15 protein-coding genes are annotated in these 16,769 nt (G+C 39.6%); 11 read left to right on the top strand and 4 right to left on the bottom strand.

Going from position 1 to position 16,769, the window contains the following annotated elements; genetic code table 11:
• Positions 1-135: 135 nt before the first annotated feature.
• From CH377_RS05090 to CH377_RS05070, 5 genes are all read left to right on the top strand, one after another.
• Positions 136-1,635, top strand: a complete 1,500-nt coding sequence (locus CH377_RS05090; RefSeq protein WP_100722687.1) for a hypothetical protein — start codon at positions 136-138, stop codon at positions 1,633-1,635.
• Entirely contained in the window at positions 1,632-2,879 is a 1,248-nt protein-coding gene (locus CH377_RS05085) for an acyltransferase family protein (RefSeq protein ID WP_100722686.1), read from the top strand. Before CH377_RS05090 ends, CH377_RS05085 begins: the two co-directional genes overlap by 4 nt.
• Positions 2,880-3,073: 194 nt before the next feature.
• Positions 3,074-3,412, top strand: coding sequence for an STAS domain-containing protein (locus CH377_RS05080; RefSeq protein WP_010514772.1), 339 nt, complete (start codon positions 3,074-3,076; stop codon positions 3,410-3,412).
• Positions 3,409-4,002: an RdgB/HAM1 family non-canonical purine NTP pyrophosphatase gene (rdgB, locus tag CH377_RS05075; protein WP_100722685.1), complete on the top strand. Its 594-nt coding sequence runs from the start codon at positions 3,409-3,411 to the stop codon at positions 4,000-4,002. The genes CH377_RS05080 and rdgB overlap by 4 nt, the downstream gene beginning before the upstream one ends.
• 113 nt (positions 4,003-4,115) lie before the next feature.
• Complete coding sequence (locus CH377_RS05070; RefSeq protein WP_100722684.1) at positions 4,116-4,688, top strand: LA_3696 family protein; 573 nt, start codon at positions 4,116-4,118, stop codon at positions 4,686-4,688.
• On the opposite strand, the gene CH377_RS05065 is transcribed toward CH377_RS05070, so the two are convergent.
• Entirely contained in the window at positions 4,672-6,318 is a 1,647-nt protein-coding gene (locus CH377_RS05065; RefSeq protein ID WP_100722683.1) for an ATP-binding cassette domain-containing protein, read from the bottom strand. The two genes, CH377_RS05070 and CH377_RS05065, sit on opposite strands and share 17 nt — an antisense overlap.
• 97 nt (positions 6,319-6,415) lie before the next feature.
• Positions 6,416-7,102, bottom strand: coding sequence for an OmpA/MotB family protein (locus tag CH377_RS05060; protein ID WP_165780479.1), 687 nt, complete (start codon positions 7,100-7,102; stop codon positions 6,416-6,418).
• Positions 7,103-7,251: 149 nt separating this feature from the next.
• Here CH377_RS05060 and CH377_RS05055 point away from each other — a divergent pair, with 149 nt between their 5' ends.
• From CH377_RS05055 to CH377_RS05040, 4 genes are all read left to right on the top strand, one after another.
• The gene (locus CH377_RS05055; RefSeq protein WP_100722681.1) at positions 7,252-7,944 is read left to right on the top strand and encodes a hypothetical protein; all 693 of its coding nucleotides are present in this window, start codon (positions 7,252-7,254) and stop codon (positions 7,942-7,944) included.
• A 229-nt stretch (positions 7,945-8,173) separates the two neighbouring features.
• The gene (locus CH377_RS05050) at positions 8,174-8,767 is read left to right on the top strand and encodes a TetR/AcrR family transcriptional regulator (protein WP_100722680.1); all 594 of its coding nucleotides are present in this window, start codon (positions 8,174-8,176) and stop codon (positions 8,765-8,767) included.
• Between the two features lie 68 nt (positions 8,768-8,835).
• On the top strand, positions 8,836-10,083 hold the full coding sequence (ccrA, locus tag CH377_RS05045) for a crotonyl-CoA carboxylase/reductase (RefSeq protein WP_100722679.1): 1,248 nt from the start codon (positions 8,836-8,838) through the stop codon (positions 10,081-10,083).
• A 75-nt stretch (positions 10,084-10,158) separates the two neighbouring features.
• Positions 10,159-11,172, top strand: coding sequence for a zinc-dependent alcohol dehydrogenase family protein (locus CH377_RS05040; protein ID WP_100722678.1), 1,014 nt, complete (start codon positions 10,159-10,161; stop codon positions 11,170-11,172).
• 23 nt (positions 11,173-11,195) lie between these two features.
• Here the strand turns inward: CH377_RS05040 and CH377_RS05035 are convergent, their stop codons facing one another.
• Positions 11,196-12,992 (bottom strand): N-acyl-D-amino-acid deacylase family protein, encoded by a 1,797-nt coding sequence (locus tag CH377_RS05035; RefSeq protein WP_100722677.1) that lies wholly within the window; start codon positions 12,990-12,992, stop codon positions 11,196-11,198.
• Positions 12,993-13,718: 726 nt separating this feature from the next.
• Here CH377_RS05035 and CH377_RS05025 point away from each other — a divergent pair.
• On the top strand, positions 13,719-14,642 hold the full coding sequence (locus tag CH377_RS05025) for a lipase family alpha/beta hydrolase (protein ID WP_100722675.1): 924 nt from the start codon (positions 13,719-13,721) through the stop codon (positions 14,640-14,642).
• A gap of 121 nt (positions 14,643-14,763) precedes the next feature.
• Positions 14,764-15,801, top strand: a complete 1,038-nt coding sequence (locus CH377_RS05020; protein ID WP_100722674.1) for a 2-dehydropantoate 2-reductase — start codon at positions 14,764-14,766, stop codon at positions 15,799-15,801.
• Here CH377_RS05020 and CH377_RS05015 read toward each other — a convergent pair.
• Positions 15,798-16,730, bottom strand: a complete 933-nt coding sequence (locus CH377_RS05015) for a DUF2167 domain-containing protein (RefSeq protein ID WP_100722673.1) — start codon at positions 16,728-16,730, stop codon at positions 15,798-15,800. The two genes, CH377_RS05020 and CH377_RS05015, sit on opposite strands and share 4 nt — an antisense overlap.
• Positions 16,731-16,769 lie beyond the last annotated feature (39 nt).

Genomic DNA, 16,769 nt, shown 5'->3' with positions numbered 1-16,769 from the left:
AACGGAAATTATTTAAGGTTCTTTATAAGCTTTCCTTCTTTGCATAAAGCACGTTCTAAAAAGGAATCTACTTGACCCAGGAAGCGAAAAACAGAAGCTTACTGGAAATATCGGCCAACCATTTTTCTCCGATTCATGCAAACCTCTTCCAACAACAAACTTCCACTTTATCTACTTTTTCCGATCGTATTCTGCGTAGCATATTTGCTAGCAAACCCAGGCTTCTTTAGCCAACCTTATCAAGAGACTGGAGATTATGCCGCCAATGCTCTTCAAATTTGGAAGGCGGGAAAATTAGAAGAAAGTTTAGGAGCATACTCTCGCTTTTTAGTAAATCATCCCGGACCAATAGTATTCTACTATCTGGCAATTGCAGAAAAAGTATTCTTCTTTGTAAGATCTCCTCATGGAGCACATTCAATCGGGATCGTTCTTTATAATCTTTTTTTCCTTCTGATCGGTTTAAGAATTCTTTATTCAAAGTTAGAAGAGAATAGATCTACAGTCCTATTATTTTCGTCTTTGATTTTAGGATTAACTCCTCTTTTACCAAATGCATTTTCAAATATCTGGGGACCGGGGGTAGTTCTTTTACCAACCTTAGTGTTAATCCTATCCTTAACTGATTTTTCAAACGGTTCTATTAGGAATTTTTTCTGGTTTGTAGTTTGTGCGAATATAATTGTTCAAAACCAAATAGTTGGGATTTCCTTTATAGTTCCGATGTTTGCAATAGGATGTTTTTATTTTTATAAGAACAAAGGACTTTCTCAATACAAAACAAAAGAGTTTGGGTTCAGTCTCCTTCTTGCCGTAACATTCACAATCATTTGTTGGATTCCACCGTTAGTTGAACAATTCGCAAACTCTCCAGGAAACTTAAGTAAAATTATAGGATTAGCCGCTAAGAATTCTACCTTTCATAAATTAGGCCCTACGTTACAATATGTTCTCTCTTATTATGTTTCTCCAATAAGTATTCCAAAACAAATCCCTGCACTTTTAATTGTGGGATTATTATTCGGAATTCCTAGTTTCTGGAAGGATAAATTACAAGAATTTGATAAATCTTTGCTACGGATATTGATCTGGGCATTCTTCATTACATTATTCGGCGCATTCAAGATGAAAGGTGGACAGATCTCCCATATCTATTGGTTCACTTATGTTTTAGCGGGACTTCTTTACTATCTGAATCTAAAGATCATTCTATCCAAACTTGAATTCCCGAACACCAGAAACTTCCAAATTTATTTCATTTCTATAATATTCCTAAGCATTGCCATTTACGGCAAAAATACAGAATTCGAATACGATGATAGGCCTGAAAAATTTATAGCGGCCATCTCTCCTCAAAAAGAAACCAAATATAGAATTCGCTGGAAATCCGATCCTAAAGATTTCGGACAAGGAGATCTTAGTTTAGGAATTCTTCTCAGATTAACAAGAGAAGGATATAACTCCTGCCTAAATGAAGAATGGCATTTTTTAGTTCCAAAATCTTTCCGATGTAGCGACTCGGAACCTGCAATTACAATCACATTGGAAACACCGGAAAAAGAAAGTGAAGAGTTTCAAATTCTAAACAAGAATTCATTTCACTATAAATCCACAGTAGTAAGGATCATTGAATGAAAGAATATTTCCTGGGAATTTTCAGACCTGATGAAAGGGAAATCGCACCTTTTAACGGGGCAAGAACCTTGGGTTTCTTTATGTTGATCTACGGGCATATGTATCGCACTGTTTATCCCTTTATTCCGGATATAGACCCTTACGTAAGAAACTTCCTAAATAATGGATCCGTATGTTTAGATCTATTTTTCCCTTTAAGCGGATTTCTGATCGCAAGTCCGTTATTCGCCGAATTAGAATCCAAGGGTACAATTAACTGGAAGTTTTTCTATTTAAAACGTTCCTTAAGGATATTCCCTCCATTTTATATTTTTCTAATTTTACAATACTTCATATTTATCCCGATTATTCTAAAAAGTACTCCTCCTGAATTTGCTGGCCAAATCCAAGCGGCTAAAAGTAAGATCTGGTTCGACTTTTTATATCTTTCCGACTATTTTAAAGGAACCATGTTTCACGGTTGGTCTCTCTCTTTAGAGGAACAATTCTATATTGCTTTCCCAATCTTTCTTTTAGTTATTTTCAGATATGTTCCTAAACGTTTTAGATTAGGCTTCTTGATCGTCCTTACCGCCATTCCTTTGATCTATCGTGCGATTTTTATGTATACGGTGATCTTAAAGACAACCGGCTCCACATCCGTAGATCTATATAATGCAAATATCTATTATCCATTTCATGGGCATATAGACTCAGTCCTCTACGGGATTATATTCGCATATATATTCAATTTCCATAAATCATGGGTTGAGAAGGCACTTCAATTAGGGCCTTGGGCAAATTATTTGCATGCGGGACTTTGGATCGGACTTCTTACTTACACAGCATTAGTGGATGAATTCGAAATGGGATTTCATCAGATCATTCGTTTCCCAAGTTTTGCATTATTATGGATCGGGATTTTTATTCTCTCAATGAGAAAAGGAGATCCTATTGGAAAGTTCCTTTCTTGGAAAGGATTCTCTCCTTTTGCAAAATTATCATACTGTGCTTACATCATCCATATTGTTGTGATGACACCTCTTTCCAGAAGATTACTTTTTGCTGATAAAAAATTAGAACAGCATGAATTCTTGCTCTATACCATTCCGGTGGGACTTGCAGTTTTCTTCTTCGCATATTTCTATCATCTCATCACTGAAAAACCGTTTACGATCCTGAAAGATAAATTGATCGCAAAATACAAAGTTAAGATGACTTCTCAAGTTTTCAGCGAGCAATTGCAGAAGGTTTCTCAATCCTAAATTAGAACAGTGACTTGAGATATCTCAAGTAATAGGGACATAAACGAAGTTTTTTTGGGGGAAATCCCCCAAAAAAGTCTCATTCTCTTCTTTTTCTAAAATTATTCGGGAAGAAGGGTGCAAAGAAGTTCGTGAAAGGACGTTTTTTGCTTGCTATAAAAAAATCGAATATGCACACAAGGTTCGTTACCCACATGGAAATAACGGTTCAAGGCGACATCCACATCATCAAAATTTCCGGATCCATTCTGCAATCCGACAGCGAGGAACTGGACCGCAACCTGAGCGACCATAATTTCGAACCTTCTCCTAAGATCATAATCGATCTTACAGAGGTGAGTCATATTTGCTCAACTGCGTTGGGGATCCTAGTCTCCTACAAAAAAAAGTTCAACTCAGCAGAAGGTGATATCATCATCGTAGTGAACGACGATGATCTTCTCCAATTATTCGAGATCACAATGTTGGACAAAGTGTTCAAAGTTCTTCCTACCATAGAAGATGCTTTTGACGAGTTCAAATTGGGAAATTGAAATCCCTTTCTATAGCTTCCAACAATTCCCATAAAGTTCGCGAAATTCGAGCCATCCTTTCTCCTTTAGGGTTTACATTATCCACCCCGAAGGAGTTAGAGATCGATTTCGGTCCGGAAGAAACCGGTAAAACTTTTACTGAGAACGCTCTTCTCAAAGCCAGGGAATTATTCTCTATTTCTAAACTTCCTTCCTTAGCGGACGATTCAGGCATTTGTGTAGAAGCCCTAGGCGGAGATCCTGGGGTTTATTCTGCTCGTTTTGGTGGAGAAGGTTTAGACGATGAGGGAAGAGCCAGACTTCTACTGGAAAAAATGAAAGGAGAAAAAAACCGGAACGCGAAGTATGTTTGCGTAATCGCGTTAGTCACTTCGGAAGGAGAGTTTACTTTCGAAGGAGAATGCCCTGGATTGATCTCCGATATTTATGATACCAGTGGAAATGGGTTCGGATACGATCCTATTTTTTATTACCCGCCCTTCTCCGCTCATTTTTCCCAAGTCTCAGATGAGAAAAAGAATTCAGTTTCTCATCGAAAGAAGGCTTTAGATGAGTTAGTAAAATATCTTAAAACATATTCAAAAAACTGAATATATATTCCGAATAGATATTCCGCAAAATTTTAGCAAAAAACGTAACCATTCAGCATAACTGACTACCTGAAACTGAAGAACGAGTTGCCAAACAACCATCGGAGGTTAAAATGAAGGTACCAATCTATAAGAAAGTTCCCGCTAGATTAGAGGATATTTTAGGTCCGAAAGGAAGGGATGAATTTTTAGATTTTGTAAATTTCAATTGGAATTTAGGGAGCAAGATACTTTTGGAAGAATCAAGTAACCAATTCGAGAAAAGACTTACTGAAGAAGTCGGAAAGATTAAAACTGAGCTGTCTGAATTTAAAAATAGTACCGACCAAACTTCTACTAGTCTAAAAGGCGAACTTACGAATCTTAAAACGGAATTTGCGATCTTCCGCTCTGAATTCGAAGGATTTAAAACGGAAGTCAGATCTGAATTTGCAGCGGTCAGATCAGAGATCAAATCCGAGATCGCAGTTTGTAAATTCGAGCTCAGAACGGAAATGACGGAAATGAAATTAGAATTAAAAGAAGAAATGCATTCGGGATTTTTAGGAATTTATAAAGAAATCGCTAAAATCCACCAGTTGATATCCATTCAAACAAAATGGATCTTAGCAACTGGAGTTTCTATAACCGTTTTTATGCCGATACTAATGAAACTTCTGGATAGATATCTTACTCAGCTTCCGTAAGAACAGGTCCACCCGCCAGACGTTTGTAGAATTCTTGTCCTTCTCTTTCTAAGAAGTCTTCATAAGTCCCTTTGAAGTCTCTGATACCTTCTGTGGTAACTTCCAGAACTCGGGTGGCAATCGAACTTATGAACTCTCTATCGTGAGAAACGAATAAGATGGTTCCTTCGAACTTAGTCAATGCATAGTTCAAGGATTCGATGGATTCCAAATCCAAGTGGTTTGTAGGTTCGTCCAAGGCCAGGAGATTGTCCTGAGCCATGATCATCTTTCCTAAAATGATCCTCGATTTTTCTCCTCCGGAAAGTACCTGGGTTGGTTTTTTGGCCATGTCCCCGCTGAAGAGCATTCTTCCTAAAATAGCTCGGATCTCTTCCATTTCGGTGCCAGGAGGTGCATATCTATATAACCATTCTATAATGGAGTCAGCGTCTTCGCCGATCCCTTCTCTATGATCTTGGGGAAAGATAGATGGCTCAACGGAATCTCCGAATGCAACCGCTCCCACATCAGGTTCGATCTGTTTCATTAGAGTTTTTAAGAGAGTAGTTTTTCCGACACCGTTAGTTCCGATGATCGCAATCTTCTCTCCTTTGGTAATATTGATCGTAAAATCTTTAAAAATAGTTCTGTCTTCGTAAGCCTTGGTGATATTGTCCGCAAGGATCACATCCTTACCAAGAACTCTTTTCATCTTAAAAACTATATATGGAAATAATCTGGAAGATGGTCTAATCTCCGTCATATTATCTTTGATCTTCTCGATCATCTTTTGGCGAGAGGTAGCCTGTTTAGATTTTGCAGCGTTAGCGCTGAATCTACTTACGAATTCTTGTAATTCAGCAATTTTTTCTTTTGATCTTTTATTATCAGACTGAGCTCTTTCCCTGGCAGCTTGAGAAGCTTCCATATACTCGTCATAGTTCCCAGGATAAACGGTCATCGTTTGGTAATCTAAGTCACAGATATGAGAAGCAACCGAGTTGATGAAGTGACGGTCGTGGGAGATTACAATAACTACTCCCTTATAATTTAATAGGAAGGATTCCAACCAGTGAATCGTCTTGATATCCAAGTGGTTGGTAGGCTCATCCAAAAGTAAAACATCCGGTTTTTGGAATAGGACTTGAGCAAGCAATACTCTAAGTTTAAAACCACCTGTTAAAAACGAAAGTGTCTGGCCATGAATGTTTGTAGGAATTCCTAAACCTTCTAATAATTCTCCAGCGACACTTTCTGCTTCATAACCACCCATTTCTCCGAAAGCTTCCTCTAATTCAGAAACTCGGATCCCGTCCTCATCGGACATTTCAGGTTTGGAATAAATTTCGTCTCTTTCTTTGGCGATTGTCCAAAGTTCTTTATTCCCCATCATCACAGTATTTAATACTGTTTCGTTTTCGTATTCGTAATGGTCCTGTTTTAAGTAACCGACCTTCACTCCTACGTCAATAGCAACGGAACCGGCAGCAGCCTGTTCCATTCCAGCAAGGATTTTCATAAAGGTGGATTTACCGGAACCGTTGGCTCCGATCAGACCGTATCTGCAGCTTTCCTTAAATTTAACAGTAACGTTTTCAAAAAGAATTTTCTTTCCGAAATTCAGAGATAAACCAGAAACGCTGAGCATACAACCTACCTAAACACCGAAGGAATCTTATTAAAAGAGGGGATAGGACCATAGTTTATAAGGTGCTAGAATTCGCCAAGCGAATCCTAGGCTTGGTCTATTCGCTCAATTTACGTAATTCTTCAATTCCAGGTAAATTAGATAAGTCAGGAACAATTACAATTTCTATCCTTCGATTCGCGGTTCTATTCTCCACGCTTGTATTCGGGACAGAAGGACGAGAAGATCCCATAGAAGCTGCACTGATCCTTTCTTCCGGCATTCCGGATTTCACCATCGTGTGCAATACAGTCAAAGCCCTTGCTGATGCAAGTTCCCAGTTAGAAAATCCCTTAATACCGGTAGGTACATCATCCGTATGACCTTCTACTTGGAATCTCCTTCCATGAAGAGAAGACAAGATCCCTGTGACTTCTTTAATTGCATCCGTTCCTTTGGATGATAAGCTTGAAGAGCCAGGAGGGAATAATATATCAGAAGAAAGTATTACTACCATTCTTCCATCTACGATCCGGATCTTAAGTTTTCCGGAATCGATCATTCCTTTAAAACTTTCTAATAAGCTTCTATAGTCAGCGATCCTTCTTTCTGTTTCTTCCTGGATCCTTTTCATATCTTCTACAGATCTTTGGAGAGAAGACTTATCTTTTTCTAAGTTAGAAAGATCCTTTGCTTTCTGATCGTACATTGCTTGTAAGGCGTCATACTTGGATTGGGAAACGCAGTTAGATAGAATGGAAATCGAAACAATAGCTAAGGTAAGAATACCCAGATTCGTTTTCATGATTCCTCCGAGTTTTGTCTTAGAATAGGGGAGCATAATTAATTTATCGTTTTTTTCTGACTTTTCCCGAGAGATTCTCCTCTATTTTCCGAATTATTTTCGAAAAAACCTGGCGAGAAAGTTCGATCCGAGTTAGTCTGTTAGTAATCATGCGATCCTTTCTATTAGAACTTCCCCGAATGGGATTCTTTCCCTTAATTTTGTTTTTATTCTTAATTGTCCAATCGGGTCTATATTCCCAAACTTCTCCTACGAATCCACCTGCTAACTCGAAAGAGTCCATAGCAGGAGGACCTCCTACATTCAAAAAGTTAGTAGAAGAAGTTAAGGTTTCTCTAAAAGACAGAGGATATATTGTAGATCGAAAATCGCATTTTACTGGGTCAGTATTCAAAGGGAACACAGTATCTTTCAAACTTCAATTCCCTGAAGGTAAAGACAGAAAGATCGTCCGCAAGTTAGGAGTGGGCCTCGCTCATGAAAATCCGGATCAATCCGTTATGGTTCATATCTTCCAATCTGACAGCGAAGATAGAAAGTTATCTCCATTGTTTACAGGATTTGTAGAACCTTCTTTTGTATATGAATGGGAAGCAAGATTTGGAGAAAATCATTTCTTAGTAGAGATCAGATTAGATGAATCAGAGTCTAACGTTGCAAACTTCGAACTATTGTTCGGCAGCCAATTATACACTCCCGCAGCTGCATTCGGACGAGAAGAAAAAGATCAAAACCTGAACCAACCCGGTTCTCCCGGTAAAAAACAACCAGGAGCCGAAGGAAGGCTTCCAGGTACAAGTGAGTTGAACAACTACTTCGAAGTTTTTAAAAAAGAGTTCTGATCCTTTGAACTTGATTACAATCAGGTAAGACGATCATTCAGGCAAGTTTGACTTAAATAACTAATGCCATTAAGTTAATGAATTGCGGAATTCTGGCGTTTGTTATATCTTCGCTAATATAGTGAAATTTCTATCCTAAAGGATAGATCATCCGGCGATTTCGAGATCTTCGATCTTCAAACAAAAAAATAATATCGCCGAATGAATCCTCCTAAAAGAGGTCGGATCGGTGAAAAAGAAGGACGGTAGCCCTGTCTACCCCACAAACGGAGTTTTCAGAAATTCTCGAGAGAGAATTTTAGAAGGCGCTGCGATAGCTTTTGCTCGTAAAGGTTTCCATGGAACTTCTCTGAGAGAAATCAGCAGAGAATGCGGGTTGGAGCAGCCTAGCATTTACCATCACTTCCATTCCAAAGAAAACCTTTTCAGAAAAGCGTTGGTCGCCACTCATTTGATGATATTGAACGATATCCGAAGCAGACTAATCAAAGACAAAGGTTTAAGAGAAGAAGTTGTCTCAGTATTCCGTGCAATTTCAGATATCGCGAGACAATTCCCTGATAGAGCCAAACTTCCATTCAGCTTAGTATATTCTGCTCCTGAAAATCTAGTCCAAGAATACACAAATCATTACGGCGCCCAATATAGAAAGTTATTGGATGCGGCTGTGGATCGTAATCCCCCTACCAAAAATGCGGAACTAAAACTTTCCCTTCTTGTGGATCTGCTACATAGTTTGATCCTTTCTATCTCTTCCGAGCGATTCTTTGAGGAAAGGGTCCGAGGTTTGGAAGAAAGGGTTGATCATATCCTTCTTAACTAAGCCCGAAAGCTAAGTTTAGGACTGTTTTTTTTCTCGTAAGCCTCGGTCGGTTAGGTTTTCTGGTCCCCATGAGCGCACCTGAAATCGTACCAATCGGCCAACTCCCTCCATTAGGAGTGGTCCCTAAAAAAATGCATGCACAGGTCATCCGACCAGAGCGTTTTGGAGATCCAATCAAGTCTATCCAACACGAAGAGATCGACGTTCCTGAAATTAAACCTGACGAAGTGCTGGTTGCAGTTATGGCGGCCGGAATCAATTATAATAACGTATGGGCTGGCCTCGGATTCCCGGTCGATGTGATCGGAGCGAGAAACAAAAAAGGCGAACCTGAAAAATTCCACATCGGTGGTTCAGACGCATCCGGGATCGTATATAAAGTAGGTTCCGAAGTTAAGAACGTGAAAGTAGGAGACGAAGTAGTCCTACATTGCGGTATTTGGGACAAAAACGATCCTTGGGTCAAAGATGGGAAAGATCCTATGTTTGCACCTTCCCAATTGATTTGGGCATATGAAACTAACTGGGGTTCCTTTGCACAATTCTGTAAAGTCCAAGACCACCAATGCCTTCCTAAACCAAAACACCTTTCTTGGGAAGAAGCAGCCGCTTATATGCTCGTTGGAGCAACCGCATACAGAATGCTTCATCACTGGAAACCGAATGATGTAAAACCAGGAGACGTAGTTCTTATCTGGGGAGGCGCAGGCGGTTTAGGAGCCATGGCTATTCAGATTGTTAAAGCAGCTGGTGGAATTCCAATCGCAGTAGTTTCTTCCGATGATAAGATCGAGTTCTGTAAAAACTTAGGCGCTGCCGGAGTGATTAACAGAAATAACTTCAAACATTGGGGTGCTCTCACTTCTGATATTAATAAGCCTGAAGTATTCGTAGAATGGACCAAACAAGCCAGAGAATTCGGAAAGGCTATCTGGGACATCGCAGGAAAAGGAAACAATCCTAAGATCGTATTCGAACATCCAGGTGAAACCACTATCCCTACTTCAGTATTCGTTTGTGAAACTGGAGGAATGGTAGTTATCTGCGCTGGAACAACCGGTTACAACGCAACTGTTGATTTAAGATATCTATGGATGCGTCAAAAACGTCTCCAAGGTTCTCACTTCGCAAACGACGAAAATGCTATCGGTCTAAACCAGCTAGTAATCGATAAAAAAGTGGACCCTGCACTCTCTCACACTTACAAGTTTGAAGAGACTGCGCAAGCTCACCAGCTGATGAAAGAAAACAAACACCCTTCAGGAAACATGAGTATCTTAGTCGGAGCGGACAAGCTCGGATTAGGTAAAAAATAACCTGAAACAAAGGGCTTAGGATTAAAACCTGAGCCCTTCTTATTTAACTCCATTCAAAAATCTTAAAATACAATCATGAAAGCCGTACAACTCTCCTCCTTCGGAAAAGAAAATCTTTCGCTAATCGATTTACCTGATCCAGGTAAACCAGGTCCAGGAGAAGTTTTAGTCCGTTTTAGAGCAGCTTCCTTAAATTTCAGGGACTATCTTGTTGTCCAAGGAAAGTACAATCCGAATTTTCCGGTACCAATGGTTCCTTGCAGCGATGGCGCTGGAGAAATTGTAGATATTGGAGAGAATGTCACGGGTATCAAGATCGGAGATAAGATCAACGCAACCTTTGCACCTTATTGGCTGTCTGGACACGCAAACAAAAAAGAACTCAGAACCACATTAGGTGGTCCTTTAGACGGAACCTTAAGACAATACGCAATCCTTCCTGCTACAGGTGTAATTCCAATGCCTTCTCATCTCAGTTTTGAAGAAGCAGCCACACTTCCTTGCGCAGGACTTACCGCTTGGTCTTCTTTTTTTGTGGAGAACCAACTCAAAAAAGGAGAATCCGTAGTTATACAGGGAACCGGGGGAGTCTCATTATTCGCATTACAATTTGCTAAAGCGGTTGGAGCTACCGTTTATCTTACCTCTTCTTCCGACGAAAAACTGGAAAAAGGAAGATCCTTAGGCGCAGATCATCTAATCAATTATAGAACTATTACCTCTTGGGGAGAAAAGATCAGAGAATTAACAGGCGGAGAAGGAGCAGATCATATCGTAGAAGTGGGTGGAGCAGGAACCTTAGAACAATCCATTAAGGCAGTTAAACTTTTCGGCACAATCCATTTGATCGGGATCTTAGCAGGAGCCATCAAGGACTTGAACCTTCTTCCATTAGTTATGAACCAAATCAAAGTCCAAGGGATAGTGGTAGGCCATAGAGAAGGTTTCCTTGCTATGAATAAGGCGATCGCAGAATGGAAATTGAAACCCGTAGTAGATAAAATCTACGAACTTTCCGAATTCAAAGATGCGTTAGAATACCTCAAAGACGGAAAACATTTCGGAAAAATCGTAGTTAGAATTCCTTAATATCTTCCGCCTTTATAATATAGCTAAGCTACAGACGCAGGCACTCGTTTAGGTTCTTTTTTAGAGTTATAAAGATAATCTTTTTCCTTATAAGCCATAAATCTTCCGAATCCATTTTCTTTTCCGATCTCAGGAAGAACGATCCCATTCTCCACTGCAATTTTTCCGTTAATTAACACTGCACGGATTGCTTCTTCGTTTCTGCGAACTAAACGGACCATTCCACCAAATTCGGGCATTGGGGTTTCCTGGATGGTTTCCACTTTTTCGTTCAAACCGTTCGGATTTAAAATAACTAAATCCGCCTGTGCGCCAACTTTCAATTTTCCTGTGTCCAGACCGAACCAATCCGCAATCTCTCCCGTAACTCTCCATACAGCCTTTTCAGCAGAAAGAAAAGGTTTTCCTTCTAATTCTGCATCTCTTACTAATTTCAAAAAACGTAATGGAAAATTATAATGCGCCATTCCTCTCAAGTGAGCACCTGCATCCGAGAATCCGATCAATATATCAGGGTGACTAACTATATATTTTAAAGGACCCTTTCGATCATTTCCAATTACGGTATACCAACGGATATCGTTCCCATACTCCGCACATAGGTCCAAAAATGTTTCTACCACATGTTGTTTTCTTTCTTTCGCTAGGCTTGAGAAAGACCTACCAACCAGTTTTTGGTCGGGACATTCTACAATTTTGGATTCGTTGAAATCTCTATGGAATACCCTAGGTAAGAACCAATTCGTCCATTGCCTACGAAACCATCTTCTATATCCTTTATCGAGTAGAAGTTTCCTTCTTTCCGCAAGGTCTGCTAAATGTATAGCCGCAGTCCCTGCACCGAATTCCTCGAAGACCACAACGTCTACTCCATCCGCGTAAAGATCAAATATTGCGGGAACAGCCTGTAAACGAACATCTCCTTTCAAAATCGTATTCACAATCCGAGTTAAAAATGCCACCAACTTGTAAATAGAACGATTCGATCTCGGATCCATAAGAGAAATGATCGTGGTCTTCAGTTTCTTTCTAAAAATTCCTAAACTTTCCTTAAAGAATAATAGAACATTATATTTGGTAGAAACATTAGGCACACCCTGAAAGATCCTATCTTCTCTACGAACGATCTTATTTAATCTGCTAATCTCGGACCATTTAGCAAATGTAGAAGGAAGCGGCTTACTTCTAAAACGACTACCATCCATCTTATCCCAAGTAAGAGTATTGATAGAAAGCCCCAAGTATCCACAATCGATCGCTTCTTGCAGAAGTTTTTCCATTTGCATCATTTCTTTCTCAGTCGGTTTGACTCCGTAAGAAAGAGATCTTTCTAATCCCATTGAATAAGCTCTGATTGCAGAATGTCCCAAGAATGTAGAAACATTAGGACCCAACGGAAGAGAATTCAAATGTTCTGCATATTCTTTCATCGAATCCCAATTTTTCTTTTTTTGCAATAAAGGAAGCACCTGTTCTCTCGGAATGGCTTCTACCCTACTGAACATGTCGGCAAGATCTTCTGCTGATCCGATGCATAGGCTGAGAGAACAACTTCCCATTGTGATTGTAGTCACTCCATGCATCACAGATTCTTTTAGTCCTGGAGAAGCTTCTACTTCTGCATCATAATGTGTGTGAAAATCTATAAACCCCGGAGTGACCCAAAGTCCCTTAGCATCATAGATTTTTTTTGCATCTCCTGAAATGGATTTAGAAATCTCGACAATCTTCCCATCCGAGACCGCGACATCCCCGATAAATGATTCGTTTCCTTCTCCATCGAATATTCTTCCATTCTTGATCAGAACATCGTACTTCATATGATTCCTCTTCTCTATTATATCTCTCAGAGCTTCATTACAAAAGTTTATAATAATTGATAGTCAATCTTTTTCAAATTTTTTGAATATAGATGAACAATCGTTTACATAAAAAGAAAATCATATAAAATTAGATCGATCTACCAATACTTTACTCTGGCTATTAGTGCATATGTGAACCTTCGCCCATGCACCCAAGTCTTGAAAATCTGGAAAACCAAGCCGAGGTTGATCTCTTGAATCATTACAGCTTACCGAATCTTCTTCCCTAATCCTTCCCCAAAATCTGTCTAATGAAATTAGAACACGATCAAGTTGGCGGTCATATCAGCCAAATAGTTATGCACAGCTCCGGGCCAGTTACTCAAAATATGATAGGTTGGTCAGAAAAAAATTTCCAAATCAGTCCTTCTTCTCCCGGAAAGACGTTAGTCAACCTTGAAAATTCGGATTTTTCAACTTGTGACCTTTTTCACTCGGCTCATCCCTGAAGGAATATTTATAAAAAACCGACCGTTATAAAAAGAAATAAGTTGCATATCAAACGTTATTTTATCATCACTTTTTTCGAACGTTTTATCTTGACAGCTTTGAGTCTGGAATTAATCTTCAACAGCTCGGTTTTGTACCGAGTGATACAGATAAAAAAGCGAACAAGTTAAAACTAAGCGAATCTCAATCTGAGACCATATAGACAGCAAGAGAATAGTGAAGAGGTAAACTCAAATGCGTAAATTAGGATTAGCGGTATTACTCCTATTTTTGTGTAGCGGCACGTTGTTCGCTTCAGGGGGAGGATCTTCCTCCAAACCATTAGCTGGATCGTATCCAATCATTCTTTCCCACGGACTTTTCGGTTGGGGAACTGATTCATCCGGCATCATCAGCATCGTTAACTACTGGGGCGGAATGGATTCCTATCTGACATCCCAAGGTGCAACAGTATATGCTCCTACTAAAACTGCGGCTCAATCTAATGAGACTCGCGGTGTTCAGCTAAAAGACAAGGTTCTTGTTTACATTGCTGCAAACGGCTTTAGCAAAGTGCATATCCTTGGCCACTCTCAAGGTGGATTGGATAGCCGCTATGCTATCTCCAACCTAGGGCTTTCTTCTAAAGTTTCTACTTTAACCACTTTGAACACTCCTCACAGAGGATCCCCAATTGCGGATATCGTAACTACTGTACTTCCTGATTGGATCAAACCTTTCGTGAGCGGTATCTTAGGAGCTGTAGTTCAATTAGTATATGGTGGCGGAAACCAAGACGCTCTTGCAGCACTTGGTTCTTTAACTACCAGTGGAACAGCGGCTTTCAACACTCGCACTCCAAACGTTTCTTCCGTTAAGTATTTCTCTTACGGATCTTACATCACTATTCCTGACCTAATCCAACACCCTTTAATGGGAATCATCCAACCTGCATGTGTTGCTGGTGGATTGTTCAATGGACAAGGCGGAACTTGTGACGGACTTGTTCCTTATACTTCTTTGAAATGGGGAACTTTCAATGGTGGACCTGATTACGGACTTTTCGTTACAGGTGTGGACCATTTACAAGCGTCCAACACTCTGAATTCCGGAAAACCTTGGTACGATGTAGAAGGTTACTTCTTGAAAATGGCTTCCAACGCGAAATCTAACCAGTAATTTCGAACGTTGAGTCTGAAAAAGCCGGGGTTAATCTCCCGGCTTTTTTATGCCCAAATCTAAGTGTAGAATATCGATTTTCTAGTTGGTATTTTTCTAATATTCTTCATTCTTTCCGCTTATGAGTTTTTCCCCCAAATTTGCGATCATAGGTTCCGGAAGTATTGGAACGTACATCGGAGCATATCTGGTAAAAGCAGGATATCCTGTAGTATTCGTAGGTAGAGAAAGATTAAAACAAGAGATCCAATTATTCGGTTTAGGGATCAGCGACTATAGGGGAAATTCTTTCACGCTCGCTCCAAGCCAAGTTCGTTATGTTACGGATATAAAAGAAGCCAAAGACTCTAACGTATTTTTGATCACAGTCAAAAGTAAAGATACGATAGAAGCGGGAAAATCCATTCGTTCTCTTTTTTCGCCGGAAGAATTATCCAAAATTATAGTGGTTAGTTTTCAGAATGGGGTTCGAAACTCAAAAGAGTTAGCCTCCATATTACATGAGTTAAATGATAGGAATTTACCTGGTATGGTTCCATTCAATGTGGTTGCAAAAGGAAAAGGACAGTTTCACCAAGGGACAAGCGGAGAACTTGTAATTAAATCAAATGAATTTGGGAACAAGATCCATACATCCTTGAGAAAAGCAGGTTTACCTTCTATCATACATAAAAACATGGAAGGCGTGCTCTGGGGAAAACTACTGTTCAATTTGAATAATAGTTTAAACGCACTCGCCGGTGTTCCTCTAAGAGAAGAATTATCTCAAAGAACTTACAGAAAAATTTTAGCCTCCATGATCTTGGAAGGTTTAGAAATACTTAAACTTTCCGGCATCCAGCCTGCAAGCGCCGGCAAAATGATTCCTTGGCTTGCACCTATCATTTTAGGTTTGCCTGATTTTCTATTTTTCAGAGTGGCTTCTTCTATGGTCAAAATTGATCCTGAAGCAAGATCCTCGATGTGGGAAGACCTACATCATGGAAGAACGACTGAAATTTCTTATTTGAATGGAGAGATCGTAAGTTTAGCGGATGAGATCAGTCACAAGGCAGCAATCAATCGTAAAATTGTTTCTTTGATCTCAGAAGCAGAAAGCGGTTCCGGCAAATCTCAATACGATGCGGAAACGCTTTCTAAACTTTTAGGAATCGTTTAGGTTTCTTTGTCACCCGGTCCGGAAGCAGTATCTTCCGGTTTTCCTTTTCCGAAAATGAATCTTCTGATTGCATAGAACAGACCGATCGCAGCAGGAATAAGTAATTTTGCTCCTTTGAGTAGGAATCCGCCAATCACCGCAAATAATCCTGCTTTTTTCAGAAGCCCTCCTGCAATCAGACCTCCGATCCCGTAAGCAGCTAAGTTGTCTATTTTAGAATCGTAATCAGCATAACGATTTCCTTCGGAGAATTCCACACTCTTTAAAATTCTGCCCACATCCCCTTCTACTCTTTTCAAAACAGAAATGTCTCCGAGCACATTGAGTAGAAGATAACCGGTCCTTCCTAAAACTCGAATATTATAATTAAGAGTATTTGTTTCAGTTCCTTCGAATTTATATTCTTTCGCCCAATGCAATTTTTTAGCAGCGGAATCATAATAAGGAGCTGAAGCCCAACCTACTAATTCCAATCCAGAGTATCCGTCTTTTTTTCTTTGCTCACTTTCTTCTTTTGCGGATTCTTGCAGCTCAGATAATAGTTCGTCGTATTTGATCTCTTTGGAATCCTCATCATCTACGTGACCTTCTTCCACATAATCGATCGTAATCGCATAAGATCCAAGATCCAATGGTGTTTCGCTGGCGATGAATAGAATTCCGAGTCCCGGATCACTAGGAGGATTTCCCCAAACATCTTCCAATACAATCTTACTATCTTTTGGATTTAGATATTTATAACCTTTCGGGACTTGGATGTTTGCGATCAGTTTTCCATCCTTATTTGAAAGAGGTACTAGATTAGTTTCATACTTTAAGGATTTAATCCATTTAGTTAAATCCTCATCTGTTTCAAATTTTTGAGCAGAAGCAGGAAGGCTCCATAAGATGGCCATAAAAAAGAAAAAGGCCAAGGATCGACGAATCATATATATTCTCCCGGATCGTATTCGAGTAACAAATACTAT

Origin of the sequence: Leptospira haakeii (genome assembly GCF_002812045.1) — a bacterium.
Classification (GTDB): Bacteria; Spirochaetota; Leptospiria; order Leptospirales; family Leptospiraceae; genus Leptospira_B; species Leptospira_B haakeii.
This window is presented reverse-complemented; position numbering and strand designations above follow the sequence as displayed.

Excerpts from the sequence above, each read along its gene's own strand:
- CH377_RS05055 (WP_100722681.1), top strand. The coding sequence starts at position 7,252 with ATGCGATCCTTTCTATTAGAACTTCCCCGAATGGGATTCTTTCCCTTA.
- ccrA (WP_100722679.1), top strand. The coding sequence starts at position 8,836 with ATGAGCGCACCTGAAATCGTACCAATCGGCCAACTCCCTCCATTAGGA.
- CH377_RS05065 (WP_100722683.1), bottom strand. The coding sequence starts at position 6,318 with ATGCTCAGCGTTTCTGGTTTATCTCTGAATTTCGGAAAGAAAATTCTT.
- CH377_RS05070 (WP_100722684.1), top strand. The coding sequence starts at position 4,116 with ATGAAGGTACCAATCTATAAGAAAGTTCCCGCTAGATTAGAGGATATT.
- CH377_RS05040 (WP_100722678.1), top strand. The coding sequence starts at position 10,159 with ATGAAAGCCGTACAACTCTCCTCCTTCGGAAAAGAAAATCTTTCGCTA.
- CH377_RS05080 (WP_010514772.1), top strand. The coding sequence starts at position 3,074 with ATGGAAATAACGGTTCAAGGCGACATCCACATCATCAAAATTTCCGGA.
- CH377_RS05015 (WP_100722673.1), bottom strand. The coding sequence starts at position 16,730 with ATGATTCGTCGATCCTTGGCCTTTTTCTTTTTTATGGCCATCTTATGG.
- CH377_RS05025 (WP_100722675.1), top strand. The coding sequence starts at position 13,719 with ATGCGTAAATTAGGATTAGCGGTATTACTCCTATTTTTGTGTAGCGGC.
- CH377_RS05090 (WP_100722687.1), top strand. The coding sequence starts at position 136 with ATGCAAACCTCTTCCAACAACAAACTTCCACTTTATCTACTTTTTCCG.
- CH377_RS05020 (WP_100722674.1), top strand. The coding sequence starts at position 14,764 with ATGAGTTTTTCCCCCAAATTTGCGATCATAGGTTCCGGAAGTATTGGA.
- CH377_RS05035 (WP_100722677.1), bottom strand. The coding sequence starts at position 12,992 with ATGAAGTACGATGTTCTGATCAAGAATGGAAGAATATTCGATGGAGAA.
- CH377_RS05085 (WP_100722686.1), top strand. The coding sequence starts at position 1,632 with ATGAAAGAATATTTCCTGGGAATTTTCAGACCTGATGAAAGGGAAATC.
- CH377_RS05060 (WP_165780479.1), bottom strand. The coding sequence starts at position 7,102 with ATGAAAACGAATCTGGGTATTCTTACCTTAGCTATTGTTTCGATTTCC.